General features: G+C 67.2%; 24 protein-coding genes and 1 tRNA gene. 17 read left to right on the top strand and 8 right to left on the bottom strand.

What is annotated here, in order from left to right; all coding sequences use genetic code 11:
• The first annotated feature begins 291 nt into the window (after positions 1 to 291).
• Entirely contained in the window at positions 292 to 831 is a 540-nt protein-coding gene (locus J2848_RS07965) for a c-type cytochrome (RefSeq protein WP_149229525.1), read from the top strand.
• A 91-nt stretch (positions 832 to 922) separates the two neighbouring features.
• Here J2848_RS07965 and J2848_RS07960 read toward each other — a convergent pair whose 3' ends face one another.
• On the bottom strand, positions 923 to 1,789 hold the full coding sequence (locus tag J2848_RS07960; RefSeq protein WP_149229526.1) for an NUDIX hydrolase: 867 nt from the start codon (positions 1,787 to 1,789) through the stop codon (positions 923 to 925).
• Positions 1,790 to 1,974: 185 nt separating this feature from the next.
• On the opposite strand from J2848_RS07960, the gene J2848_RS07955 reads away from it, so the two are divergent.
• From J2848_RS07955 to J2848_RS07935, 5 genes are all read left to right on the top strand, one after another.
• Complete coding sequence (locus J2848_RS07955; RefSeq protein WP_246193621.1) at positions 1,975 to 2,436, top strand: response regulator; 462 nt, start codon at positions 1,975 to 1,977, stop codon at positions 2,434 to 2,436.
• 916 nt (positions 2,437 to 3,352) lie between these two features.
• Positions 3,353 to 5,299 (top strand): PrkA family serine protein kinase, encoded by a 1,947-nt coding sequence (locus tag J2848_RS07950; protein WP_149229528.1) that lies wholly within the window; start codon positions 3,353 to 3,355, stop codon positions 5,297 to 5,299.
• A 147-nt stretch (positions 5,300 to 5,446) separates the two neighbouring features.
• A complete protein-coding gene (locus J2848_RS07945) occupies positions 5,447 to 6,739 on the top strand; it encodes a YeaH/YhbH family protein (protein WP_149229529.1) in 1,293 nt (430 codons plus the stop codon).
• A gap of 67 nt (positions 6,740 to 6,806) precedes the next feature.
• Positions 6,807 to 8,360, top strand: coding sequence for a SpoVR family protein (locus tag J2848_RS07940; protein WP_149229530.1), 1,554 nt, complete (start codon positions 6,807 to 6,809; stop codon positions 8,358 to 8,360).
• Positions 8,361 to 8,482: 122 nt separating this feature from the next.
• On the top strand, positions 8,483 to 9,379 hold the full coding sequence (locus J2848_RS07935; protein WP_149229531.1) for an FkbM family methyltransferase: 897 nt from the start codon (positions 8,483 to 8,485) through the stop codon (positions 9,377 to 9,379).
• Between the two features lie 45 nt (positions 9,380 to 9,424).
• On the opposite strand, the gene J2848_RS07930 is transcribed toward J2848_RS07935, so the two are convergent.
• Entirely contained in the window at positions 9,425 to 10,261 is an 837-nt protein-coding gene (locus J2848_RS07930) for a hypothetical protein (protein WP_149229532.1), read from the bottom strand.
• Positions 10,262 to 10,447: 186 nt separating this feature from the next.
• On the opposite strand from J2848_RS07930, the gene J2848_RS07925 reads away from it, so the two are divergent.
• The 5 genes from J2848_RS07925 (at position 10,448) to J2848_RS07905 (ending at position 15,265) form a co-directional block, all read left to right on the top strand.
• The gene (locus J2848_RS07925; protein WP_149229533.1) at positions 10,448 to 11,557 is read left to right on the top strand and encodes a serine hydrolase domain-containing protein; all 1,110 of its coding nucleotides are present in this window, start codon (positions 10,448 to 10,450) and stop codon (positions 11,555 to 11,557) included.
• A gap of 183 nt (positions 11,558 to 11,740) precedes the next feature.
• Positions 11,741 to 13,498, top strand: coding sequence for a long-chain-fatty-acid--CoA ligase (locus J2848_RS07920; protein ID WP_149229534.1), 1,758 nt, complete (start codon positions 11,741 to 11,743; stop codon positions 13,496 to 13,498).
• Entirely contained in the window at positions 13,495 to 13,785 is a 291-nt protein-coding gene (locus tag J2848_RS07915; protein ID WP_149229535.1) for an acylphosphatase, read from the top strand. Before J2848_RS07920 ends, J2848_RS07915 begins: the two co-directional genes overlap by 4 nt.
• A gap of 90 nt (positions 13,786 to 13,875) precedes the next feature.
• The gene (locus J2848_RS07910) at positions 13,876 to 14,766 is read left to right on the top strand and encodes a hypothetical protein (RefSeq protein WP_149229536.1); all 891 of its coding nucleotides are present in this window, start codon (positions 13,876 to 13,878) and stop codon (positions 14,764 to 14,766) included.
• Positions 14,753 to 15,265: a hypothetical protein gene (locus tag J2848_RS07905; protein ID WP_149229537.1), complete on the top strand. Its 513-nt coding sequence runs from the start codon at positions 14,753 to 14,755 to the stop codon at positions 15,263 to 15,265. The genes J2848_RS07910 and J2848_RS07905 overlap by 14 nt, the downstream gene beginning before the upstream one ends.
• Here J2848_RS07905 and lipB read toward each other — a convergent pair.
• Positions 15,262 to 15,993: a lipoyl(octanoyl) transferase LipB gene (lipB, locus tag J2848_RS07900; protein ID WP_149229538.1), complete on the bottom strand. Its 732-nt coding sequence runs from the start codon at positions 15,991 to 15,993 to the stop codon at positions 15,262 to 15,264. The two genes, J2848_RS07905 and lipB, sit on opposite strands and share 4 nt — an antisense overlap.
• Before the next feature lie 173 nt (positions 15,994 to 16,166).
• Here lipB and J2848_RS07895 point away from each other — a divergent pair.
• A tRNA-Leu gene (locus tag J2848_RS07895) sits at positions 16,167 to 16,251 on the top strand.
• A gap of 92 nt (positions 16,252 to 16,343) precedes the next feature.
• On the opposite strand, the gene J2848_RS07890 is transcribed toward J2848_RS07895, so the two are convergent.
• Complete coding sequence (locus J2848_RS07890) at positions 16,344 to 17,057, bottom strand: phosphatase PAP2 family protein (RefSeq protein ID WP_149229539.1); 714 nt, start codon at positions 17,055 to 17,057, stop codon at positions 16,344 to 16,346.
• A 396-nt stretch (positions 17,058 to 17,453) separates the two neighbouring features.
• On the opposite strand from J2848_RS07890, the gene J2848_RS07885 reads away from it, so the two are divergent.
• A complete protein-coding gene (locus J2848_RS07885) occupies positions 17,454 to 17,774 on the top strand; it encodes a hypothetical protein (protein WP_149229540.1) in 321 nt (106 codons plus the stop codon).
• A gap of 62 nt (positions 17,775 to 17,836) precedes the next feature.
• Here J2848_RS07885 and J2848_RS07880 read toward each other — a convergent pair whose 3' ends face one another.
• Complete coding sequence (locus J2848_RS07880; RefSeq protein WP_149229541.1) at positions 17,837 to 18,139, bottom strand: STAS domain-containing protein; 303 nt, start codon at positions 18,137 to 18,139, stop codon at positions 17,837 to 17,839.
• Between the two features lie 368 nt (positions 18,140 to 18,507).
• On the opposite strand from J2848_RS07880, the gene mgtE reads away from it, so the two are divergent.
• On the top strand, positions 18,508 to 19,947 hold the full coding sequence (gene mgtE, locus J2848_RS07875; protein WP_149229542.1) for a magnesium transporter: 1,440 nt from the start codon (positions 18,508 to 18,510) through the stop codon (positions 19,945 to 19,947).
• A 49-nt stretch (positions 19,948 to 19,996) separates the two neighbouring features.
• Here mgtE and J2848_RS07870 read toward each other — a convergent pair whose 3' ends face one another.
• Positions 19,997 to 20,953, bottom strand: a complete 957-nt coding sequence (locus tag J2848_RS07870; RefSeq protein WP_149229543.1) for an acetyl-CoA carboxylase carboxyltransferase subunit alpha — start codon at positions 20,951 to 20,953, stop codon at positions 19,997 to 19,999.
• Positions 20,954 to 21,146: 193 nt separating this feature from the next.
• On the opposite strand from J2848_RS07870, the gene J2848_RS07865 reads away from it, so the two are divergent.
• On the top strand, positions 21,147 to 21,899 hold the full coding sequence (locus tag J2848_RS07865; RefSeq protein ID WP_149229544.1) for a class I SAM-dependent methyltransferase: 753 nt from the start codon (positions 21,147 to 21,149) through the stop codon (positions 21,897 to 21,899).
• A gap of 19 nt (positions 21,900 to 21,918) precedes the next feature.
• Here the strand turns inward: J2848_RS07865 and aceB are convergent, their stop codons facing one another.
• Together aceB and pspF are read right to left on the bottom strand one after the other, a co-directional pair.
• Positions 21,919 to 23,538, bottom strand: a complete 1,620-nt coding sequence (gene aceB / locus J2848_RS07860; RefSeq protein ID WP_246193623.1) for a malate synthase A — start codon at positions 23,536 to 23,538, stop codon at positions 21,919 to 21,921.
• Between the two features lie 90 nt (positions 23,539 to 23,628).
• Positions 23,629 to 24,660 (bottom strand): phage shock protein operon transcriptional activator, encoded by a 1,032-nt coding sequence (pspF, locus tag J2848_RS07855; protein ID WP_211103047.1) that lies wholly within the window; start codon positions 24,658 to 24,660, stop codon positions 23,629 to 23,631.
• A 178-nt stretch (positions 24,661 to 24,838) separates the two neighbouring features.
• Here pspF and J2848_RS07850 point away from each other — a divergent pair, with 178 nt between their 5' ends.
• Positions 24,839 to 25,003: a hypothetical protein gene (locus J2848_RS07850; RefSeq protein WP_170306939.1), complete on the top strand. Its 165-nt coding sequence runs from the start codon at positions 24,839 to 24,841 to the stop codon at positions 25,001 to 25,003.
• 17 nt (positions 25,004 to 25,020) lie between these two features.
• Entirely contained in the window at positions 25,021 to 25,692 is a 672-nt protein-coding gene (gene pspA / locus J2848_RS07845) for a phage shock protein PspA (protein ID WP_149229546.1), read from the top strand.
• Positions 25,693 to 25,781 lie beyond the last annotated feature (89 nt).

Below are 25,781 nucleotides of genomic sequence, written 5' to 3'. Positions count from 1 at the left end.
TGGCGCGGGTGAACCACGGACGCCGGGGCGGCGTCAAGGGGCAGCGTTGGGGGCGGCGTTGGGGGCGGCCTGGGGGCCGACAAAGCGCGATTCGCGCTGTTTTGCGGTGCAGCGTAATGCGCAAGCAAATTAAGTGGTTGGTGACTGCGACAAATTTGTATGCGACCTTTTTTCGCGGTCCGCCGGGCTATGACAAGCTTCGGACCACGGGCTATGGTGACCGCGGCGCGTTCAGCCGCGGGCGGGAGAAACGCCGAGTGTACTGAAAACAGGGAACAAAGGGGCTCATCAATGAGCATGGAGTGGAACAAGATTTTCGGCGCCGTGCTGCTGGCCGGGCTGATCGCGATGCTGGCGGGATTCGCGTCCAAGGTGCTGGTTCATTCGAAGTCGCTCGAAAAGAGCGTCTATGTCGTCGCGACGCCCGAGGGGGCCAGCGCGCCCGCCGACAAGGGTGCCGCTCCCACCGGTCCGGCGCCGATCGCGCCGCTGCTCGCCGCCGCCAGCCCGGACGCCGGGCAGAAGGTTGCCAAGGCCTGCGCCGCCTGCCACAGCTTCGACAAGGGCGGTGCGGCCAAGGTCGGCCCGAACCTGTACGGCATCGTCGGCGGCCCGAAGGGCCACATGCAGGGCTTCGGTTATTCCGATGCGCTGGTGAAGACCGGCGGCAGCTGGAGCTATGACGAGCTGAACAAGTTCCTCTACGACCCGAAGGCCTACGCCCCGGGAACAAAGATGACCTTCGCCGGTCTGAAGAAGGACGACGACCGCGCCGCCGTCATCGCCTATCTGCGCTCGCTGGCCGACAGCCCGCAGCCGCTGCCGCAGTAACCAGGCTAAGGGACCGGGCGCCGCCGCGGCCGGAAGAAAACGGCCCCGCTCCCGCAAGAGGGTGGGGCCTTTTTTGTAACCGGGGCCGGGCCTACCGCCGCAGGCCGCAGGCGATCTCCAGATAGTCGGGGTCGTTTTCCGGGGTCAGCCAGCCGTGGCGGATCAGGAAATCGGTCACAACCAAGTTCACGTTGAACTTCCAGTCGCCGGTGCCGCGCACCGATTCAGCCACCTTGTCCAGCGGCCAGAGTTCGAAGAACTCCACCTCGCCGTCGGTGTTGACGGGGGTGACGCCGGGCGGAAGCTCCAGGTCATAGACGAACAGGCGGTCGCGCTTCAGACCGGCCGGCGTCTCCATCGTGTAGCTGATGGCGCCGACCGGCACGGCGCGGCGCGCGGTCTCGGAGTCCAGCCCGGCCTCCTCCGCCGCTTCCTTTTCCAAGTTTTCGGCCAGGGTCAGGCCGATGGGCTGACCGCCGGCGATCAGGTTGTCGAGCTGGCTCGGCGCCACCTCGCGGTCGCGGGCGCGGCGGCCGACCCACAACAGAAGGCCTCCAGCCCCATTACCGGCAGCCTCATCCCGGACAAAGCCGTTGATGTGCAGGCCATAGGCCTCGATCCCGAAGGCGCCGACGGCGGCGCGGTCCAGCCGGGCCAACGGCTCCGCCCCCCAGCGCGGCAGAATCGGATAATATTCGCCACGCAACGCCTTGACCGTGCCCTGTTCCACCAGATAGGCGGCGGCATGGTCGAGCAGGGTGGAACGCGCCTCGAAATCCCGGATCTCGGGCGCGATGGTCAGCCGGTCGGCGCTGACGACGAAGCCGGGATCGACCCCGGGCAGCGCCTCGGCCAGGGCATGGCGCACCCAGCCCACGGTGTGGCCGTCCAGTTCGAACGGGCGGAAGCCGGACAGGTCGTGCGCGTTGCACGCGCGGATATGATCGAGGAAGCTCATGCATTCCATCTAAGCGGGCCGGAGGGCCGGCGCAACCGCTCATCCAGGGCAATGGGGCAGGGCAGTCCGCAGCCTCATATTTTTGGACATCTTGCGTGGCTCTGGTTGCCATCGTACACAGGTCCGGTCACGAAATGACCGCCGGCGCCAGTCCGCCAGGGGTCGCTCAAGCGAAAGGGCGCGGCGTGGTGTCTGACCGGTCGGCTGAGGGTGTTGCGGCAGGCAGGACGGAGGCGCCGTTCGACGCCCTGTCCGTGCTGGTGGTCGAGGACGAATCCTTCACCCGCATGGTGCTGGCGAAGATGCTGGGCACGCTGGGCGTCAAGGCCGTGCATCAGGCCGCCGACGGCGAATCGGGCCTCGCCGCCGTCGCCGCCCATTCCCCCGATCTGGTGCTGTGCGACGTGGAAATGCAGCCGATGGATGGCTTCGGCTTCGTCCGTGCGTTGCGCGCCAGCGCCGATTCTCGCCAGCGCAGCCTGCCGGTCCTGTTCATGAGCGGCCGCGTCGATGACGACCGCAAGGCCCAGGCGCAGGACAGCGGCGCCGACGCGGTGCTGGCCAAGCCGGTCACCCCCGCCAGCCTGCGCGACGCGTTGGGCATTGGCTTGAGGGCGATTGAGCTGAAGGCTGGGCAGCCGGCCTGAGCCGCTGTGCGAAAGTCCGGTTTACCGCCTGCGATTGCCCCTCCCGACAGTGGCGGGCAGGGGGCAGCGGACCCGTCCTTAAAATTTCCCACTCCGTGGCAAGCTTGCCAAGCCATTGAAACAATTCGGCAATCGAGCGGTAACCCTCCACCGCGTCACGTTGGCGCCCCATCCCCACCCAATTTCCGCCTTGTTGATGAGGACGATTGGGACGCAACATGATCTCGAGGAAGTGTTGGGGCGAGGTGTTGCGGGCTTGTGGACGACACTGCGGCAGACAGCAATGCCCCTTACTGGATATTGTTAAGGTTTGGAGTGCAACATCGACGGTAAATCCCTGCGCCGTGCTTGGTCGAGGCGGCGCGTCTGCTTGAGGAGGCCGATGGCGTGACAAGGAACGCCCGATGGAACCCGACAGGGTCGCATCGCACTGGGCAATTCTTCCCGACCGGACGGGCATCGATGATTGCCGCCGGTTTCACGCCGTCTTCTGCCGACACCGTCACACGCCTTTCGCCGAACCTTCCGGACGCGCGGCCGATACGCGCACGGGTTGAGCAGGTGCGCTCGATGCACCCACACTGGCCTTGGGACCTAGGTCCTATGGCTAGCGCAGGCGCCATGGCGGGCTTTCCGGCTATGGAGCCTGAGTGCCTGGAAAGCTCCAGGTGGAGCATTACATTCAAAAATGACTCGTTCGGGGGACGCCGCGTTGCAAGACGGACGGCTCCCGGCCTTCATAGGACCGTTCCTTACACCAGACCGCTGGCTTCTACCGCTGAGCGGGGTAGCTGCGGACCCCTTGAGGTCCGCGCCTTCCCTGGAGTGCCCCTTGGATCGCGGCATGCGCCGCGCCCTGCCGCCGCAGCCACCGGCGGCGTCCCGGCGCATCGGACCAGATAAGACGGAGCGACGAATGTTCCCGGCCGACGAACTGTTCACGCGCTACACGCAGAATTACGAGACCCGCCGCGAGACCGAGATGTCCCTGATGGACTATCTCCAGCTGTGCCGCGACGATCCGATGTCCTACGCCTCCGCCTCCGAGCGCATCCTGGCCGCCATCGGCGAACCGGAGGTGGTCGACACGGCCCGCGACCCGCGTCTGGGCCGCATCTTCATGAACCGGACCATCAAGGTCTATCCCGCCTTCTCCGAGTTCTACGGCATGGAAGAGACGATCGAACGGATCGTCGGCTTCTTCCGGCACGCAGCGCAGGGCTTGGAAGAGCGCAAGCAGATCCTCTACCTGCTGGGCCCGGTCGGCGGCGGCAAGTCGTCGCTGGCGGAGCGGCTGAAGTCGCTGGTGGAGAAATGCCCGATCTATGTCCTGAAGGCCGGCAAGGAGATCAGCCCGATCTTCGAAAGCCCGCTCGGCCTGTTCAACCCGGACGAGATCGGCGACGAGCTGGAGGAGCGCTTCGGCATCCCCAAGCGCCGCCTGACCGGGCTGATGAGCCCGTGGGCGGTCAAGCGCCTCGACGAATTCGGCGGCGACATCACCCGCTTCAAGGTGGTGAAGCTGCACCCCAGCAAGCTGCGCCAGATCGGCGTGACCAAGACCGAGCCGGGCGACGAGAACAACCAGGACATCTCGTCGCTGGTCGGCAAGGTCGACATCCGCAAGCTGGAGATCTATAGCCAGAACGATCCCGACGCCTACAGCTTCTCCGGCGGCCTCAACCGGGCGACCCAGGGCATGCTGGAATTCGTCGAGATGTTCAAGGCGCCGATCAAGATGCTGCACCCCCTGCTGACCGCGACGCAGGAGGGCAACTATGTCGGGTCCGAGAATATCGGCGCCATTCCCTTCCAGGGCGTGATCCTGGCCCACTCCAACGAGGCGGAGTGGCAGACCTTCAAGAACAACAAGAACAACGAAGCCTTCATCGACCGCATCTGCGTCATCAAGGTTCCCTACTGCCTGCGGGTGGCGGAGGAGCAGAAGATCTACGACAAGCTGGTCCGCGGCTCCGATCTGGCGACCGCCCCCTGCGCGCCGTCGACGCTGGAGATGCTGGCCCGCTTCTCGGTTCTCTCGCGCCTGCGCGAGCATCCCAACAGCAGCTTCTACAGCAAGATGCGGGTCTATGACGGCGAGAGCGTCAAGGAGACCGATCCCAAGGCCAAGTCGATGCAGGAGTACAAGGACCAGGCCGGCGTCGACGAGGGCATGGGCGGCATTTCCACCCGGTTCGCCTTCAAGGTGCTCGCCTCGACGTTCAACTACGACTCGACGGAGATCTCGGCCGACCCGGTGCATCTGATGTATGTGCTGGAACAGGCGATCCGGCGCGAGCAGTTCCCCGAGGAGACCGAGAAGAAGTACGTCGAGTTCATCAAGGCCGAACTCGCCCCGCGCTATGCCGAGTTCATCGGCAACGAGATCCAGAAGGCCTATCTGGAATCCTACTCCGATTACGGCCAGAACCTGTTCGACCGCTATGTCGACTATGCCGACGCCTGGATCGAGGATCAGGACTTCAAGGATCCCGACACCGGCCAGTTGATGAACCGTGAATTGCTGAACCAGGAGCTGACCAAGATCGAGAAGCCGGCGGGCATTGCCAACCCGAAGGACTTCCGCAACGAAGTGGTGAAATTCGCCCTTCGGGCGCGGGCCGCCAACTCCGGCCGCAACCCGTCCTGGACCTCCTACGAGAAGATCCGCGAGGTCATCGAGAAGCGGATGTTCAGCCAGGTCGAGGATTTGCTGCCGGTGATCAGCTTCGGCTCGAAGAAGGACGGCGAGACCGAGAAGAAGCACACCGAGTTCGTCTCGCGCATGATGACGCGCGGCTATACCGAGCGGCAGGTCCGCCGGCTGGTCGAGTGGTACATGCGGGTGAAGCAGGCGGGCTGAGCCCGAGGGCTGACGTCGGTGGACTGAGGGGGTGCGTAATTGCCGCGGGGCGGGGTGTTGCAACGCCCCGCGGCAACCCCACTGTCATAGAAAGCTGTCAAAGTCTGAAGGCCGCGTGACGAAACGGGTGGGAGGGCCAGCCCCTTGATGAACATCATCGACCGTCGCCTGAACCCGCAGGGCAAGAGCCTGGCCAACCGCCAGCGCTTCCTTCGCCGTGCCAAGGAACAGGTGGTCAAGGCGGTCCGCGACGCCTCCGGCAAGCGGGGCATCCAGGATATCGAGAATGGCGAGAAGGTGACGATCGCTGCCGGCGGGGTGCGCGAGCCGTCCTTCCACCGCGCCAGCCAGGGCGGGGTGCGCGACTATGTCGTGCCCGGCAACAAGGAATATGTGGAAGGCGACACCATCCAGCGCCCGGACGGCGGTGGCGGCGGCCGCGGCAGCGAGGGCAGCGCCGACGGCGAGGGCGAGGACGAGTTCCGCTTCGTCCTGTCGCGCGACGAGTTCCTGGACATCTTCCTGGAGGATCTGGAGCTTCCCGATCTGGTGAAGCAGAAGGTCAAGCAGTCGGAATCGCACACGCTGACGCGGGCCGGCTATTCGGTGTCGGGTTCGCCCGCCAACCTGAACCTCGTCCGCACCATGCGGAACAGCCTGTCGCGCCGCATCGCGCTGAAGCGCCCGAAGCGCGACGAGATCCGCGAGATGGAGGAGCTTCTCCGCGAGGCGGAGGAATCGGGCGGGGACGCCGAGCAGATCCAGGCGCTGCGCGAACAGCTGGAACGCATCGTCCTGCGGTCCAAGCGCATCCCCTTCATCGACCCGATCGACGTCCGCTACAACCGGTTCGAGACGGTGCCGAAGCCGATCGCCCAGGCGGTGATGTTCTGCCTGATGGACGTGTCGGGGTCGATGACCGAGCACATGAAGGATCTGGCCAAGCGTTTCTTCATGTTGCTGTACCTGTTCCTGAAGCGGCGCTACCGCTCCGTCGACATCGTCTTCATCCGCCACACCCACGAGGCCAAGGAGGTGGACGAGGAAACCTTCTTCTACTCCACCGAGACCGGCGGCACCGTGGTATCGACGGCGCTGGAGGAGATGCAGAAGGTGGTGCAGGAGCGCTACCCGCACAATGAATGGAACATCTACGCCGCCCAGGCGTCGGACGGCGACAACATGTCGTCGGACAACGCCAAGTCGGCGACCCTGCTGCGCGACGTCATCCTGCCGATGTGCCAGTATTTCGCCTACATCGAGGTGGCGGCGGAACACAATATGGGCCTGTCGGCGCTGGGGCGCGAGACCGAGCTGTGGCGCACCTACAAGCAGGTGCAGAGCCCGGAACGCCCGCTGGCGATGCGCCGCGTCCGCTCCCGCCGGGAGATCTTCCCGGTCTTCCGCGAGCTGTTCGCCCGCGAGAAGGCGGGGGCGTAAGGGCGCCTGAGGGGATAAAGGGAAATCACCGCCCCTCGGCAAGGGGGGCGGTAGGGGGAGATCGAGAATGACCGCTGTGATCACCAGGCCCGACGCGCTGCTCTATGACGGCGTCGAGTGGGATTACGACAAGATCAAGCGCGTCTACGACGCCATCGAGCACATCGCGCTGAAGGAGATGGGCCTCGACGTCTATCCCAACCAGATCGAGGTCATCACCGCCGAGCAGATGCTCGACGCCTATTCGTCCATCGGCATGCCGCTGATGTACAAGCACTGGTCCTTCGGCAAGCATTTCGCCCGCGACGAGATGATGTACCGCAAGGGCTATCGCGGCCTGGCCTATGAGATCGTCATCAACTCCAGCCCCTGCATCAGCTACATCATGGAAGAGAACACCATGACGATGCAGACGCTGGTGATTGCCCACGCCGCCTTCGGCCACAACCATTTCTTCAAGAACAACCAGCTCTTCCAGCAATGGACCGATGCCGAGGGCATCCTCGACTATCTGGAGTTCGCCAAGACCTACATCTCCCATTGCGAGGAACGCTACGGCCATGCCGCGGTGGAGCGGGTGCTGGACGCCGCCCATGCGCTGATGAGCCAGGGCGTCCATAAATATCCGAAGAAGCGCTCCGACCTGCGGACCGAGCAGCGGCGCGAGCGCGAGCGGCAGGAATACCAGGACCAGACCTTCAACGACCTGTGGCGTACGGTGCCGAAGCCGGCTGCCGGCCAGCGCCCGGCCAAGTCGGTGTCGGAACGCAAGAAGCTGCTGGGATTGCCGGAGGAGAACATCCTCTATTTCCTGGAGAAGAAGGCGCCGCGGCTGGAGCACTGGCAGCGCGAGCTGTTGCGCATCGTCCGGCACATCTCCCAGTATTTCTATCCGCAGAAACAGACCAAGGTGATGAACGAGGGCTGCGCCACCTACGTCCATTACCAGATCATGAGCCGCCTGCACGAGACCGGCCAGATCAGCGAAGGCGCCTTCCTGGAGTTCCTGCACTCGCACACGTCCGTCGTGTTCCAGCCGGAATTCGACGACAAGCGCTTCTCGGGTCTGAACCCCTATGCGCTGGGCTTCGCGATGATGCAGGACATCGCCCGCATCGCCGAGAAGCCGACCGACGAGGACCGCCAGTGGTTCCCCGACCTCGCCGGCCGCGGCGACGGCATGGCGGCGGTGCGCGAGGCCTGGGCCAATTTCCGCGACGAGAGCTTCGTGCTGCAATATCTCAGTCCGCATCTGATGCGGAAGCTGAAGCTGTTCAGCGTGCGCGACGACGCCGAGGACCCCTATCTGCTGGTGGATCATATCCACAACGAGCGCGGCTACCGTGACATCCGCAAGAAGCTGGCCCGCCAGTACGACCTGGGTTACCTGGAACCGGACATCCAGATCGTCGACGTCGACCTTGCCGGCGACCGCAAGCTGATCCTGCAACACCGCGTCACCAATGGCGTGCTGCTGGACGAGAGCGACGCCAAGGCGGTGCTGCGCCACATCGCCAACCTGTGGGGCTACGAGGTGCAACTGATCGAGGTGTCGGCGATCTCCGAGGCGATCCTGAAGGAACATGCCGTCACCGCCCCCAGCGGGATCGGCGTGGGCTGACGCGTCGCCCTCCTCCGGTCCGCAGGTTCGGAACGGGGGAGGGCGCTTCCGCGTCCCGGCGGACGCGACGGCTGCGGCCGGCTCCGCTACACTTCCGGCCGGGCGCAAGGCTGGAGGGGGCGATGGCGGACGATCTGCTGGGGGGAGAGGGGCCGGTCGGGCTGGTGAAGGCTCGGCACGGCCTGATGATGTTCAGGCGGACCGACAGCGTCGTCGGCCGGTCGCTGGACTATTACGGCGAATATTTCGAGCAGGAGGTCGCGCTGTTCCGCCAGTGCGTCCGGGCCGGCGACCGGGTGATCGATGTCGGCGCCAACATCGGCGCCCACACGGTGGCGCTGGCTCGTCTGGTGGGGCCTGCCGGCCGGGTGCTGGCGCTGGAACCGGTCGATGGCAACCACCGGCTGCTCTGCGGAAACCTGGCGCTGAACGGGCTGGATTGGGTGGACGGGCTGCTGGCTGCCGCCGGGGCGGCCGACGGCCTGCTGCACCTCGCCGCCGTGGCGATGGACGAGGACGGCAATTACGGTGCGCTGTCGCTGGACGCGCTGGCGGGCGACCGGCCGGTGCCGGTGCATCGCCTGGACGGGCTGGTCGGCGAGGGAGAGGGCGGGGCCGGCCGCATCCGCCTGATCAAGATCGATGTCGAGGGCATGGAGTCCGAGGTTCTGGAGGGAGCGCGCGGCCTGATCGCCCGTGACCGTCCGGTCCTTTATGTGGAGAACGACCGGCCGGACAAGTCGGCGGCCCTGATCCGCCTGCTGGGGGAGCTGGGCTATGCCTCCTACTGGTATCTTCCGGCCTTCCACAATCCCGCCAACTTCGCCGGCCGGTCCGAGCCGATCTTCGGCCATGGGCTGGTCGACAACGGGACCGAGATCCACGGGCTGGGAATGGGGATCAACCTGTTCTGCCTGCCGGCCGAGGCGGGCGCGCGCATCAACGGCCTGCTGCCCGTCGCCGGCCCGGACGAACATCCGCTGCGGCGTGGTCACAACGGGCGGTTCATCGGCGGTTGAAGGCGCGCGGTTGACGGCGCGGTGCAGGCATGAGGACGTCCGCGATCAGCGTTCCGGTTCGGGCTTGATGCCGGCCTCCTTCATCGCGTGCATCAGGTCCAGCATCACGGTGCTGATATCGGGGAAGGACAGGGCCACCGCATGGCGGTCGGGGTCGAGGCGCACCACATGCGCGATCTGCCGGCCGCCGATGCGGCGGCCACCCGTTTCGGGAATTTCGCGGCAATGCAGCTCCAGCCGCAGCTTGCCGCCGACGGCATGGGCGAACTCCTCCGGCGGCAGGTCGACCAGCAGACCGCGGGTCGACCAGTTGATTGTCGTGCAGCGCCGCCCCTCCGCCTCCACAGTCAGGACCGGGTCCATGTAACGGATGGCGCGGCGGCGCTCGATGCCGTTGGGCGGCTTGGCGCCGACGTCATGCTGCTCCAGCCTGCGCTTTGCCGCCTGCTTGGTGCGGTCGTCCACCCCGTCCTTGCTGGTCATCAGCGTCGCCTGCACGCGCCGTTCGACGCCGTGGCGGAACTCGTCGTCGGCACCGAAACGCAGGGCTTTGGCGAAATGGTCCTTGGCCTGGGTCAGCAGGGCGTTGCGCCCCTTCTCGTCGCCGCGATGGCCGCAGCGTTCCGCCTGGACCAGCAGCGAATCGACGCTGCGCTGGTAGGCGCCGCGCTGGATGACGCGGGTCAGTTCGCGGAACTCGGCGGCGCGCAGGCTGGGGAATTCACGGGTCTTCAGCAGCCCGGCCAACCCCTCCGCCAGGGAATCGACGCGGGCGGGGTCGCCGCTTTCCGCCTCCCGGCGCAGCGTCCGCACCGCCTCCTCCGCCTTGCGGAGCAGCTGGTCTTCCAGTTTCCGGCGCTGGTCGGCATCCTTCACAGGCATGGCGCGTCCCTCCACCGGGGCGGTATTGCCAGGATAACGCAGGTCGCGACCGTGCAACAGCCGACAGTTGTGGTTAACGGTCGACTTGCGGGGCTCCCCAGTAGGAGCGGACCCAATTTCCCTTTGCCTCGCGAGTGCCTTCTTATCTGTGGTGACAAACAGGGCGGGTCGGGGAGCGGGCGGGCGATGGGCGAGGATAACAAGATGGCGGGTGGGGATATCGGACTGGACCTGCTGACCGCCGCACTGACCGGCCTGTTGGCGGAGGAGAGTACGAGTCCCGCCCCGGCCCCCGCTCCGGCCAGGATCGCCATCATCGCCATCACCCGCGGCCGCGGGACCGATGCGGAGCCGGTGCGCACGCTGGTGCTGCCGCGAAAGGCCGTGCGCGGCGGGGCGGCGGCCGATCTGGCCGACCGGCGCGCCCTGGTCTACAGCCTGACCAAGACCATCCTGGCCGCGACCGTGCTGCGGCTGGCCGCGCGCGGCGTGGTCGAGCTGGACGGGCCGGCGGAGCGCTGGCTGCCGGAACTGGCCGGCCGGCCGGCGTCGATCACCGTGGCGCAGATTCTCACCCACCGCGCCGGGCTGCCCGATTATGGCGGCCGGGCCGATTACCACGCCGCGGTCGCCGCCGGAGCGGAGCCCTGGAGCGGCGACGAATATCTGGCCCGCTGCGGCGTTGCCGCGGGCGAAGGGCCGCCGGTCGGCAGCTTCGCCTATTCCAATATCGGCTACCTGCTGATCGGCCGGCTGCTGGAGCGGGCGGGCGGCGCCCCGCTGGCGGAGCTGCTGGGGCGCGAGATCTTCGGCCCGTTGGGCCTGACCAGTGCTGCGCTGCTGCGCGACCGGGCCGACCTCGGCGGGCTGTTCTTCGGGCCGAGCCCTGCCTTCGGCGGGGCGCCGGTGGCCGAGGCCTATCATCCCGGCTGGGTGTCGCATGGGGTGGTGGCGATGACGGCGGCGGACGCCTGCCGTTTCATTCATGGGCTGACGGAGGCGTATCTGCCGGGCGCGCTGCTGCGGCGGATGCGGGATGGGCTGCCGGTCGGCGGGCCGATGGGGGGGCGGCCCTGGGTCGAGCCGTCCTATGGGCTGGGCATGATGGTCGAGCTGGACCCGGCGGCCGGGCCCTACTGGGGCCACACCGGTGGCGGTCCGGGGGTGACGCCGGCCGCCTACCACACGCCGGGGCCGGTCCCGGTCTCCGTCGCCGTCTTTCTGGATGGCGAGGACGGCAACCTTGCCGAATGGATGGCGGTCGAAGTGCTGCACCGCCTGCGCCGCAGGCGATAGGACGGCAGGAACCACATCCCCTGCTTGTTCATGCCCTGCTTGTTCGTGGCGATAGCAATCCCATCTCCTCTCCAGGGGACAATTCCCCGCTCTCCGGCCCTGCTTCCTGGCATAGGCTTGGGGGAAGGCGGTGCCGGGCGAAACCGGCAACCGGGAACAAGACCTCAGGGGAGGAACCGCGCGATGGGAGATGCCGCCCGCAAGCTGCCCGATTATCCATGGCTGGCCTCTTACCCGCCGACGGTGGATTGGGCGATGCCCATTCCGGTCCGGCCGCTGACAGAACTGCTGGAGGGGGCAGTCGCCCGCCATGGCGACAAGCCCTGCCTGAACTTCCTGGGCAAGCGCACCAGCTACCGCGAGCTGGGGCGGCTGGTCGACCGCGCTACCCGCGGCTTCCAGGCGATCGGGGTGGGGAAGGGGACGCGGGTCGGGCTGTTCCTGCCCAACACGCCCTATTACGTCGTCGCCTTCTTCGCCATCTTGAAGGCCGGCGGCACGGTGGTGAACTTCAACCCGCTCTATGCCGAACGCGAACTCGTCCACCAGATCGGCGACAGCGACATCGACCTGATGGTCACGCTGGATCTGAAGCTGCTCTACGACAAGATGGCGCGGATGCTGGATGAATCCGGGCTGAAGCGGCTGGTGATCTGCCGCATGGCCGGCATCCTGCCCTTCCCCAAGAACTGGCTGTTCCCGATCGCCAAGAAGGCGGAGATCGCGGCGATCCCGCGCGACGACCGCCACATCCCCTTCGCCCGGCTGATCGCCAACGACGGCCGGCCGACCCCGGTCACCATCGACGCACGCGAGGACGTGGCGGTGCTGCAATACACCGGCGGCACCACCGGCGTGCCGAAGGGTGCGATGCTGACCCACGCCAACCTCTACGCCAACACCATCCAGTGCGCCACCTGGTACGCGGCGAAGGAGCGCAAGCCGGGCGAGGGCGGCGCCGGCGATGATTCAGGGGATGGCCAGGAGCGCATGCTGGGCGTGCTGCCGCTGTTCCATGTCTTCGCCATGACCGCGGTGATGAATTTCGGCCTGCATCAGGGGGCGGAGATCGTCCTGCTGCCGCGTTTCGAGCTGGAGCAGGTGATGCGCACCCTGCAAAAGGAGCGGATCACCCTGTTCCCGGCGGTGCCGACCATCTACACGGCGATCAACCACCATAAGCATTTGAAGGACTACGATCTTTCCTCCATCCGCTTCTGCATGTCGGGCGGGGCGCCGCTGCCGCTGGAGGTGAAGGAGGCGTTCGAGCGCACGACCGGCTGCACGCTGGTGGAGGGCTATGGCCTGTCGGAATGCTCCCCCGTCGCCACCGTCAATCCGGCGGTGCTGCATCCGGACAAGAGGGGGTCCATCGGCCTGCCGCTGCCCGGCACCGTCATCGAGATCGTCAGCCTGGAGGAGCCGCGGCGCGTCCTGGCCCCTGGCGAAAAGGGCGAGGTCTGCATCCGCGGGCCGCAGGTGATGAAGGGCTATTGGCGCCGCCCGGCCGAGACGGCGCAGACGCTGGTCGACGGCCGGCTGCACACCGGCGATGTCGGGGTGATGGACGAGGACGGCTACACCACCATCGTCGACCGCATCAAGGACATGATCCTGTGCAGCGGCTTCAACGTCTATCCCCGCAATGTGGAGGAGGCGATCTACCTGCATCCCGCCGTCGCCGAATGCGTGGTGGCCGGCGTGCCGGACGAGTATCGCGGTCAGACGGTGAAGGCCTATGTCCGGCTGGACGACGGGCAGGAGCTGACCGCGGAAGAACTGATCGGCTTCCTGAAGGACAAGCTGTCGCCCATCGAGATGCCGAAAGTCGTGGAATTCCGCCGGGAGCTGCCCAAGACCATGATCGGAAAACTGTCCCGCAAGGCCCTGCTGGACGAGGAGCAGGGGAAGCGAAACGCCGCAGAGGGGGACGCCGCATGAGTGCCGTCGACAGGAAGGCGGTGCGCGTCCGCATCCAGGGCAAGGTGCAGGGCGTATGGTATCGCGGCTGGACCGTCGATCAGGCCGGCGGGCTGGGCCTGAGCGGCTGGGTGCGCAACCGCAGCGACGGCACGGTGGAGGCCCTGTTCGCCGGCCCCGCCGACGCCGTCGACCGTATGCTGGAGGCCTGCCGCCGCGGCCCGCCCTCCGCCATCGTCCGCGACGTGGTGTCCGAGCCGGAGCAGGACCCGGGCATGGCCGGATTCGAGCAGCGGCCGACGGTGTGAGTGCTGCATTAGCGTTCCGCTAACCATGATGGCGGCATGCTGGCGGTGGGTGCGGGTTTTGAGCCTTGTGGTTAGGGGACGACGGCCGGGATGACCGCCAGCAAGTCGGATGTGGCCGGGATGAAGGCCATGCTCACCGGCGTCTTCGCCAAGGCGGCGGAGGCGAAGGGTAAGGTTGGACGTGGGCTGGTGACTGCCCCTGCTCCCAAAACAACTTCCGCTGTACCGGGGCGTGATCCGGCCGTCCGCCTCAGCCTGGGGCCGGAGGCCGCGGAAGATGCGCTGGGGCGGCGGCCCGAACCGCCGGTCGTCGAGCTTGCCGACCGGCTGGAACCGGCGATCCAGGCGCTGGCGCGTGATCTGGGACGGCTGCTGGCCGCCTTCGGGATGGACGGGACCGGGGCCACAGCGGCGGAGACGGCACTGGTCGCCCGCTTCGGCGCTGCGGAGCGCCGGGCCGCCGTCGCGGCGCTGGATGGACCGGCGGGCGAATTGCGGCCGCTGGCGGGGGATGCGCGGCAGGATGTGACGGTCGAACTGAGCGGCATCGGCCTCGCCGTGGCCGGCGGGCAGGCGGAGGTGCGGCTGGATAATGCGGCCCTGACGCTGTCGCGGATGCCGGCGGAGGAGAAGGGGGAGGGGTTGGTCCGGGTGCTTGGCGCGCTGCGCTCCGCCATCCGGCCGGGCAGGGGGCTGACGGTCGAGACCGACCGGGTCGCCATCGACGATCTGGGCCCTGTCATGGAGACGCTGACCTCGGCAATGGCAGCACCACCGCAGGGGTTGGAAGGCGCGGTGACGCTGTCGCCGCTGGGCACCCCGGCTGAAGGCGAGGGCATGGAGCTGTCGCTGACGCTCGAAGGCCGGTTGGGGGATACGGCGACCGCTGCGCCTTCCAAATCAATGTCGGCGAAGGAGAAGCCGGTTGACGAGGTCCCGGTTGGTGAAGTCAAGGAGCGTGGGTTCGATGTCCGGATTTGACGCGCGCAACGTGGTGGCCTGCTGGGCGTGCGGATTGGTGCTGTTGAGTGCCGCCCCGGTGCTGGCTGGTGCGCTGGAGCGGACGGAGCCGGGTCATCAGGCGCCGCCGCAGCCGGGAACGAGCCTGCCCATCGCGCCGCCCATCGTGCAATATGCGCTGCCCTCGCAATGGATGACGATCCGCTCCAAGGAGGACTGGCGCAAGGCCGGCAGCTTCGAGAAGGAGCTGAGCAAGGACTGCGCCGCCCTGCGCTTCAACGAGATCGAGCCGATGCGTTTCCGCGCCTATTACAAGGGCGAGGTGCTGGGCGTCGCCTTCGGCCATGGGCTGAACCTGCGCGACCCCGGCAAGAAGGCCGACCGCAAGAAGATCTACCTGTTCCGCAACGGCGATTCGACCAACTGCACCGTGCAGTCGGTGGACAATCAGGACCCGCGCGTGAACCCCGCCGGCAATCCGGCCGCCACCCCGGCCGCCGGCGGGTTCAAGAAGTATTAGGCTTCGGGCTCGCCGCCCCGCATCGGGCCGCCGAACACCTCCGGCCATGCCGCGATCAGGGCGGAGTCGACATCCTCCATCGTCACCAGCTGGCCCAGGGCCACGATGGAGGTGACGCCGTGCTCGGCGATGCCGCAGGGGACGATGCCGCCGAAGTGGGACAGGTCGGGCTCCACGTTCAGGGCGATGCCGTGGAAGCTGACCCAGCGGCGCACCCGCACGCCGATGGCGGCGATTTTGTCCTCCTGCCCCTTCAGCCCGCCATAGGGCTGCTTGTCGACCCAGATGCCGACGCGGCCTTCGCGCCGCTCGCCCCTGATATTGAAGGCGGCGAGCGTGCGGATGATCCACTCCTCCAGGTCGCGGACGAAGCCGCGGATGTCGGCGCCGCGCGCCTTCAGGTCGAGCATGACGTAGGCAACCCGCTGTCCCGGCCCGTGGTAGGTGTACTGGCCGCCGCGCCCGCTGCGGTAGACGGGGAAGCGGTCGGCCTCCAGCAGATCCTCGTCCCTGGCACTGGTGCCGGCGGTGTAGAGCGGCGGATGTTCCAGCAGCCAGACCAGTTCGGGTGCAGCACCGGCGCGGATCGCCTCGACGCGCGCCTCCATCTCGGCGATGGCGTCGGGGTAGGGCACCGGCTCGTCAGAGATGCGCCACTCGATCGGCTGGCGCGGGGCGAGGGTGTCGGACTGGGTTTGACTGGCGGACAGGCTGGTCGGGGAGGTCATTCGATGGGGTCTCTAACCGTGTCTGTAACAGTGCGGGTGGAGCGGCCGGAGGGCCGGTCCGAATTTTTCTTCGCAGATGATGATTGTAGCGCTTGATCGCCCCTCGGGAAGCTGATATCTACCCGCTCCACCCGATGAGGCGCGCGAGCGAGCGTCGGGACTACCAGCCTGATGCGGTCGTGGCGGAATTGGTAGACGCGCAGCGTTGAGGTCGCTGTGGGGCAACCCGTGGAAGTTCGAGTCTTCTCGACCGCACCACTCTCCCATGCAGATGGGACCATCCCGGGGATACGGGACTGACGAAAAGTCCGCAGGTCGCGAGACCGAGCGGGCTTTTTCGTATTTGGGCTCTACCCCACGAACGTGTGCAGCAGCTTCGATGCTCCCCCGGCGGCGCGGCGGAGATCCTCGAACAGCACCATCATCTCGTAGATTGCCAGGAAGGCCGCGCTGTAGAACCAGGGGCGCCAGCGCTCCTCCGTCCAGCCGACCAACCGGTAGACGCCGCCCATCGGCAGCAGCCGGGCGACGGCGAAGGCGGCGAGGATGCCCAGCAGGGCGCCGCCGGTGACGTCGCCGGGGTAATGCAGGCCCAGATAGACCCGCGGCAGGGCGATCACCAGCGCCGCCCACAGGCAGGCCAGCAGCCCCCAGACGCACGAGGCGCGGAAGAAGGTGGCGGCCAGCGCGAAGCCCAGGGCGGCATTGTCGCTGGGGAAGGAACTCCAGTTCTTCAGCGCCTCGCGGCTCTGGCCGATGGGCGGGACGAAGGGGATGCCGGTGTCGTGCAGCGGGCGCGGCCGGGCCGGCATCACCGCCTGGATCAGGATGGAGGCCGCCACCGCCAGCACCACGGCGGCGATGGCGTCCACCACCAGCCGGCGTCCGGCCTTTGTCTCCTCCCGGCGGAACCACAGCCACCACAGCGCGGCGGCAAACAGGCCGAGCTTGACCAGATAGATGTTGGCGATCCCGCGCACCGCCATGTCCAAAGCCGCGCTGTGTCCGGCGAACTGGTTCAGCCAGAGCAGCAGCGTCTGGTCGAGACGATGCAGGAACTCCAAGGTTGCTCCAAAGGTGGATCGGAGGCAGACGTCAGTGTTGCGGTTTTATGACAATGACGGTCAACGGCGCATTGGAAGGCACTCTACCGGGCAGGGCGGGGTCTTCGGGGTGCCCCTCCCGCCGCCCTGCCGGCCAATGACTTCCTTCTGCGGCGGGCGCCGGCAGTCGGTGGCATTCAGCCGGCTCGGCCATGAGATGACGCAGTACTTGATATCGTACTCGATAATATGAAGAAAATGTCATCGTTAGAATGATGCCAGCAGAGAATAACCGGTCCGGAATTCTCCTGTACTGCTCTTGCTGTCTGTCGAAAGGGATAATATCCTTCGTTACGAAGTGTGGGATGAATGGTGCCGTACCAAACCATTCCCGCTGCGGATCGCATGGGGGATTTGATGGCAACTGTCGTGATGATGAAGCACCCGCAGACGGGGCTTACCAAGAAGGGGCTGGTCGGGTTCAGCTGGACCACCCTGTTCTTCGGCGGTCTTCCCGCCCTGTTCCGTGGCGACTGGGGAATGGGATTGATTCTGACCGTTCTGTACTTCTTCACCGGCGGGCTGTCCGGCATCATCGCCGCGTTTCTCTACAACAAGCACTACACGTCGAAGCTGATCGAGAATGGCTATGTCTTCGCCGATACCGAGGCGCTGAACAGCCTGGCCCGCGCCAAGCTCGGCGTCGAAGCGGCTGCCGCGGTTCCGAACGCGACCTGACCGGAGTCCAGGACCGGCCAGGACGAAGGGCGGTGCACGGTGCGGCACCGCCCTTCGTCTTTTCAGCGGAACTCGATGTAACGGTCCAGCGTGGCGCGGCGCAGCGCCCGGATGATGTGGGGGGCGGCACCGCTGGCGACGATGTGGCCGCCGGCCTCGCGGCAGCGGTTGGCCAGGATGAACATCATGCCGATGGCGGCGGAATCGATGAAGGTGACGAAACGCAGGTCGATCGGGACCACCGGCCTGGCCGCGAAATCCCAGTCACGCAGCATGTCATGGAAGCGGGTGCCGTCCTCGTAGGTGCAGCGGCCGGACAACAGGATGCCGTCGCAACCGCCGACGGTGGTGAAGGCATACTCCATCGGCGTGTCCGGTCCCTCTCCCCGTGATGCGGCGCCAGCGATGCGACGCGGCCCCATGGGAGCATGAAGGGTTGCGGCGGTGCAAGGGTATGGTGGCAAAAGCGGCCAGACCGGCCGGTCGGTGCCGAAGCGGGCTGGACAAATTGGGGCGGCGCCTCTATGTCGGGGGCGCTTCCGCTGGCGCCGCTCCCTTGGCACCGGGGCTCCGGTGGCAAGCCTTCCACAACCCGCAAACCCCGAACGCCGCCGGCCACCGTCCGATGTCGCGGAGCCGTCCCGCCGTTCCCTTGCCGACGGTGCCCTGCCGCCGGCAAGGCGGCAATCATCTCGGCAGCCGGGGAATGCATCGCCGAAGGGAGGGTGCCGGCATGCACACCGATCCCCGTACGCCTGAGCCGCGGTCCGATTTGGGGCCGGACGTCGCCGCCCAGCCTCACGGCAATCCGCATGAGGCGGAGGACGAGCGTCCCTATGGTGTCGAGCCGGACTTCGTGGAAGAGATCGCCGGCCTGTTGCGCGCCCGCGAACGCGATGCCGTGCTGGCCCGGCTGGACGGGCTGCATGCCGCCGACATCGCCGACCTGATCGAACAGGCCGAGCCCGCCGAACGCGCCGACCTGATCGACCTGCTGCCGGCGGAGCTGGACGGCGAGGTGCTGTCCTATCTGAACCCGGACCTGCGCGAATCGCTGATCGGGCGGTTCGAGCCGCAGGAACTGGCCGACGCCGTCGCCGATCTGGACACCGACGACGCGGTGGAACTGATCGAGGATCTGGACGCGGAGACGCGGGCGCAGATCCTGGCGAAGCTGCCAGACGCCGAACGCGCGCTGGTTCAGGAGAACCTCACCTACGACGAGGACAGCGCCGGCCGCATGATGCAGCGCGAGCTGGTCGCGGTGCCGGAATTCTGGACGGTCGGCAAGACCATCGATTTCGTCCGGGCGGCGACCGACACGCTGCCGGAGGACTTCTACGATATCTTCATCGTCGACCCGATGCACCGGGTCGTGGGGGCGGTGCCGCTGTCGCGCCTGCTGCGCCAGCGCCGGGCGGTGCGCATCGCCGATCTGGTGACCGGCGAGGTCGACGTCATCCCCGCGACCATGGAGCGGGAGGAGGTGGCGAACCTGTTCCGGCAATATGCCCTGGTCTCCGCCCCCGTGGTTGACGCCGCCGGCCGGCTGATCGGCGTCATCACCGTCGACGACGTCGTCCGCATCATCGACGAGGAGGCGGAGGACGACCTGCGCAAGCTGAGCGGGTCGGGCGACACCGGCGTGTTCAGCGGCATCGGCGACATCGCCCGCAGCCGCGTCGGCTGGCTGACCGTCAATCTCGCCACCGCCTTCCTGGCGTCGGGCGTCATCTCGCTGTTCGAGGGCACCATCGAGCAGATCGTGGCGCTGGCGGTGCTGATGCCCATCGTCGCCTCGATGGGCGGCAATGCCGGTACGCAGACGCTGACCGTGGTCGTCCGCGCGCTGGCGACTCACGACCTGTCTTCCTCCAACGCGCTGCGCGTGGTGGGCAAGGAGCTGCTGGTCGGGCTGATCAACGGCGGCATCTTCGCCGTGATGGTCGGACTGATCGCGCTGGTCTGGTACGGCCCGCTGATCGGCGTCGTCATCGGACTCGCCATGATCATCAATCTGGTGGTGGCCGGCCTGAGCGGTGCCCTGATTCCGCTGGGGCTGGAAAAGCTGGGGGTGGACCCGGCGGTGTCGAGTGCGGTGTTCCTGACGACGGTGACGGACGTCGTCGGGTTCCTGGCCTTTCTGGGGCTGGCTTCGGTATTCTTGCTGTAGGGGAGAATCTCCCCCGCGATTGCGGGGGAGGGCCGCACGGGCTGAGGCCTTAGCCCAGCCCCTTCTGCCCCATCTCCAGGAACTTCTCGCGGCGCTTGGCGCGCAGGGTGGCGCCGTCCAGCCCGTCGAGTTCGCCCAGCGACTCCTCGATGCAGTCGCCCAGCTTCTTGATCGTCTCGGCCGGGTCGCGATGGGCGCCGCCGATCGGCTCGCTCACCACATGGTCGATGACGCCCAGCTCCTTCAGGTCCTGGCTGATCAGGCGGAGCGCGATGGCCGCCTCGCCCGCCATGTCGGAGCTGCGCCACAGGATCGACGCGCAGCCTTCCGGCGAGATCACCGAATAGATGGCGTGTTCCAGCATCAGCACCCGGTCGGCGGTGGCGATGGCGATGGCGCCGCCCGACCCGCCTTCGCCGATGACTGAGGCGACCATCGGCACGTTCAGCCGCAGGCAGCGTTCGATGCTCTTGGCGATGGCCTCGGCCTGGCCGCGCTCCTCCGCCTGGACGCCGGGGAAGGCGCCGGCGGTGTCGACCAGCGAGACGACCGGCAGCTTGAAGCGGTCGGCCAGATCCATCAGGCGCTGGGCCTTGCGGTAGCCTTCCGGCTTCGCCATGCCGAAATTATGGCGGACGCGCGTTTCGGTGTCGTTGCCCTTTTCCTGGCCGATCACCACCACGGAGCGGCCACGGAAGCGGCCCAGGCCGCCGATGACCGCGCGGTCCTCGGCGAAATGGCGGTCGCCGGCCAGCGGCGTGAAGTCCTCGATCAGGCCATGCACATAGTCCAGGCAGTGCGGCCGATTGGGGTGGCGGGCCACCTGGACCTTCTGCGCGGGCGTGAGCTTGGCGTAGGTCTGCCGCAGGAGCTTGTCGACCTTGGACTGCAGCTTGGCGACCTCGTCGGCGATGTTGATGTCGCCGGCATTGGTCAGGTGCCGCAACTCCTCGATCTTGCCTTCAAGCTCGGCGATCGGCTTTTCGAATTCCAGGAAGGTCTGCATGCCGGACACAGGTGGTTGGCGAGGCGCACGAAAAAGCGCGCGCTTGGTAGCACGCCCGGCGCGCCTGCGCCACAGCGGAAAGATGCGGGACAGCCTGGGAAGGGTTCCGCGACGAACCCACAGGGTTTATCCTTATCCGCCGGGAAATTCCAAGCCTAATCGTTGCCCTGACCGTGCGAGGCGGTGTCACCCCATGACCTCCTTCAAGGACCATTTTTCCGGCCATGCTGGCGATTACCGCGCCTTCCGCCCGACATATCCGGCCGGTCTGGCCGCCGCCCTGGCGGATGCGGCGCCGGCGCGCGGGCTGGCCTGGGACGTCGGCTGCGGCAACGGGCAGTTCTCCGTGGCGCTGGCCGACCACTTCGCGGCGGTCAACGCAACCGACGCCAGCGCCGAACAGATCGTCCAGGCCGAATCGCATCCGCGGGTGCGCTATGCCGTCGCTCCGGCGGAAGACAGCGGCCTTCCCGGCTGCTGCTGCGACCTGATCGTTGCTGCGCAGGCGGCGCATTGGTTCGACCTGCCACGCTTCTATGCCGAGGTACGGCGGGTGGCGAAGCCGGGGGCGGCGGCGGCGCTGATCTGCTACGGCCGGCAATGGCTGGACGATCCCGTGCTGGACCCAGTGGTGGAGCGGTTCCACAACGGCACGCTGGGCCCCTACTGGCCGGCCGACCGCTGGAAGGTGATCGAGGGATATCGCGGCATGGAGTTCCCGTTTCCGGAACTGCCGGCGCCGCCGCTGGCGATGGAGGCGGTCTGGTCGCTGTCGCGGCTGCTCGGCTACATGGACACCTGGTCGGGGGTGAAGGCGGCGACCAGGGCCCTGGGGCGCAACCCGCTGGAAGCGTTCGCGGAGGAGATCGCGCCGCTGTGGGGCGATGCGGAGACGGAGCGGCAGATCCGCCGGCCTCTGACGGTCCGGCTGGGACGGGTGGGTTAGGGGGCGTTATGCCCCCTCTTTACGCCCCCTCCGCCACCACGCGCTCGTAGGCCGGCAGGGTCAGGAAGTCGGTGAAGTCGTCGCGGGCCACCAGATCGCGGAACAGAGCCGCGGCGTCGGCGTAGCGGCCCCTGGCGTAGGCGTCGGCGCCGACGCGGGTTTCCCAGGCCGACAGTTCCTCGGCGATGACGCGGTCGACGAGGTCAAGCGTCACCGCCTGACCGTCGTCCAGCGTGGTGCCAGTGTGGACCCACTGCCAGACCTGGGTGCGGCTGATCTCCGCCGTGGCGGCATCCTCCATCAGGTTGAACAGCGGGACGCAGCCCTGGCCGCGCAGCCACGCCTCGATATAGCCGATGCCGACCGCCACATTGTTGCGCAGACCCGCCTCGGTCTTCGGCCCGGCGGGCACCGCCAGCAGGTCGGCGGCGGTAACGGTCACGTCGGTGCGCTTGCGGGTGATCTGGTTCGGCGTCGGCATGTAGGCGTCGAACACCTCTCGCGCGACCGGGACCAGACCGGGATGGGCGACCCAGGTGCCATCATGGCCGTTGGACGCCTCGCGCTCCTTGTCGGCACGCACGCGGGAGAAGGCGACCTCATTGGCCTCATGGTTGTCCTTGACCGGGATGAAGGCGGCCATGCCGCCGATGGCCGGGGCGCCGCGGCGGTGGCAGGTCTTGACCGCCAGCTGGCTGTAGGCCGACAGGAAGGGGGTCGCCATCGTCACCTCCGCCCGGTCGGGCATGACGGCGGCGGGATCCTTCCGGAACTTCTTGATGAAGCTGAAGATGTAGTCCCAGCGGCCGCAGTTCAGGCCGGCGGAATGCTCGCGCAGCTCATAGAGGATCTCGTCCATCTCGAAGGCGGCGAGGATGGTCTCGATCAGCACCGTCGCCTTGATCGAGCCGTGCGGCAGGTGGAGATACTCCTCCGCCACCAGGAAGACCTCCCGCCACAGCCGCGCCTCGAAATGGCTTTCCAGTTTGGGCAGGTAGAAATAGGGGCCGCTGCCGCGCGCCAGAAGCTCCTTGGCGTTGTGGAAGACATGCAGGCCGAAGTCGAACAGCGCGCCTGACATCGGCTCGCCGTCCATCAGCACATGGCGTTCGTCCAGATGCCAGCCGCGCGGGCGGACCTTCAGCACCGCGGTCTTGTCGCTGAGGCGGTATTTCTTCCCGCTGGCGGGGTCTTCATGGGTGATGGTCCGGCGCACGGCGTCGCGGATGTTGATCTGCCCCTCGACCAGATTGGTCCAGGTCGGACAGGTCGCATCCTCGTAGTCGGCCATGAAGATTTTGGCGCCGCTGTTCAGCGCGTTGATGACCATCTTGCGGTCGACCGGGCCGGTGATCTCCACCCGGCGGTCGAGCAGATCGACGGGCAGCGGGCCGATGGTCCAGTCGGCTTCGCGGATCGCGCGGGTTTCCGGCAGGAAATCGGGCTTGTGGCCCCGGTCGAGCAGGGCCTGCCGCTTGGTCCGCACATCGAGCAGCCGCAGCCGTTCAGGCCCGAAGCGCCCCTCCAGCTCCGCCAGGAAGGCCATCGCCTCCGGCGTCAGGATCTCCTCGAAACCGGGGTTGATCGGACCGCGGATTTCAAGGCCTGAAATGACTGGACCGGACATGCTGGTGACCATCGTGCTGCTCCCCATCCCGTATCGTGGCGGACCGCTCTGCCGGCGGTTGGCAACTGGTATAACATGGGAAACGCGCGGTCCGGGGACGGCCTAAGGTCGCAGATGGGCGGGTGGGATCAGCCCGTGCTTCTTCAGCATGCCGCGCAGCTGGTGGTAGCCCAACCCCAGCGCCTCGGCGGTCTGGCGCTGGTTGAAGCGGTTGCGCTCCAGCGAGTCGCGCAGGATCGAGGCTTCGAAGGCGCGGACCTGATCGAGGATGCCGCCGTCGAAGGCAGGGATGGGGATGATGGCGGTCGCCCCTGTGGCGGGAGGCGCTGTCTCGACGCGGGCCGTCGGAGCTGCGACCGGGCGCCAGGGCGACTCGAAGGGATCGAGGACGATGTGGTCGAGCGGCTCGTCGGGGTCGGCGGCGGCGACGGAGCGTTCGACCGCGTTGCGCAGCTCGCGCACATTGCCGGGCCAGTCGTGGCCGCATAGCCGGTCGAGTGCGGCGTCGGTGAAGCCGGGGAACAGCGGGCGCTGCAACTCCCGCACCATGCCCAGCGCGAAATGCTCGGCCAGCGGCGGGATGTCGTCGGGGCGGGCACGCAGCGGCGGCAGGGTCACCACGTCGAAGGCCAGACGGTCCAGCAGGTCGGCGCGGAAGCGGCCGGCGGCGGCCAGTGCCGGCAGGTCGGCGTTGGTGGCGCCGACCACCCGGACATCGACGGTGGCGGTGCGGCCACCGACCCGCTCGATCTCGCCATACTCGACGGCACGCAGCAGCTTCTCCTGAACAGCGGGGGAGGCGGTGGCGATCTCGTCCAGGAACAGCGTGCCGCCGTCGGCCTGCTCGATCCGGCCGATCTGCCGGCGGTTGGCGCCGGTGAAAGCCCCGGCCTCATGGCCGAACAGCTCCGAATCGAGCAGCGACTCGGGCAGAGCCGCACAGTTCACTTTGACGAAGGGGCGGTCCCATCGCTGCGACAGGTAATGCAGGCGGGCGGCGATCAGCTCCTTGCCGGTCCCGCGCTCCCCGATGACCAGCACTGGGCGTTCCAGCGGCGCCACCCGCGACACATGCGCCAGCGCGGCCAGGAAGGCCGGCGATTCGCCGAGCAAGGAGGGAGGAGTGGTCGACATCGTGGATTTCACCATTAATTCGCCTTTTCAGCGATGATATCGTCTGTATGGCGATACGGCAATCCGGGCGTCCATCCCGCTTAACCGCAGGAAGCCCAGGCTTCGCAAGGGGTTGAGGGTGGTCCGGCCCGGCTGGCACGGCGGTTGCGATAGCTGTGGCATGGCAAGGAGGTCATCCATGAGCGACTTCAGCGATTTCCGCCGCCGCTACGGCGGTGACCGCTTCAACACCGCACAGGCCCGTCCGCTGGCCCGCCGCGTGCGCAACTATCTCGCCACCCGGCCGGCGGAAAGCTGGCTGTTCTTCTTCGCCGGCATCGTCGCCGGCGCCATCCTCGGCTGATTGACGGGACACCGACCATGAGCATCTTTTCGCGCCTGACCGACATCGTGCAGTCGAACCTCAACTCCCTGCTCGACCGCGCCGAGGAGCCGGAGAAGCTGATCCGCCTGATCGTCCAGGAGATGGAGGACACGCTGGTCGAGGTGCGCTCCTCCACCGTCAAGATCATCGCGGAGAAGAAGGAGATCGAACGCCGCGTCGTCGACCTCCACCGCGAACGCGACGAATGGGACCGCAAGGCCGAGGTGGCGCTGACCGCCGGCCGTGAGGATCTGGCCAAGGGGGCGCTGATGGCCAAGGCCAAGCTGGTCGAACAGGCCGATGCGCTGACCGCGCAGCTGGTGCAGGTCGAAGCGGCGCTGTCCAAGGCCAACGAGGATATCGGCCGTCTCCAGGCCAAGCTGACCGACGCCAAGACCCGCGAGAAGGCGCTGGTCGCCCGCACCCAGACGGCGACCAACCGGGTCAAGCTGCGCACCGCGCTGCACGACGAGCGGATCAACGACGCCCTGTCGCGCTTCGAGCAGGTGGAGCGCAACCTCGACGAGATGGAAGGCCGCGTCGAATCCTACGATGTCGGCCGCACCAAAAGCCTGACCGAGGAGATCGCCGAGCTTGAGGCGAGCCAGAAGGTCGAAGAGGATCTGGCTGCGCTGAAAGCCCGCATCGCCGCCCGCCGCAACGGTTGAGCGGCGGCTGACCGGCGGCCGGCCGGACGTGGCTACCGGGGTGGGGCGGTGACGCCCCGCCCGTTCCCCTCACGACAATAAGAAGGTCC

The organism is Azospirillum lipoferum (assembly GCF_024170005.1).
GTDB classification, from domain to species: domain Bacteria; phylum Pseudomonadota; class Alphaproteobacteria; order Azospirillales; family Azospirillaceae; genus Azospirillum; species Azospirillum lipoferum.
Note: the sequence above shows the minus strand (reverse complement) of the source record. Positions and strands in the feature narration are given on the sequence as shown.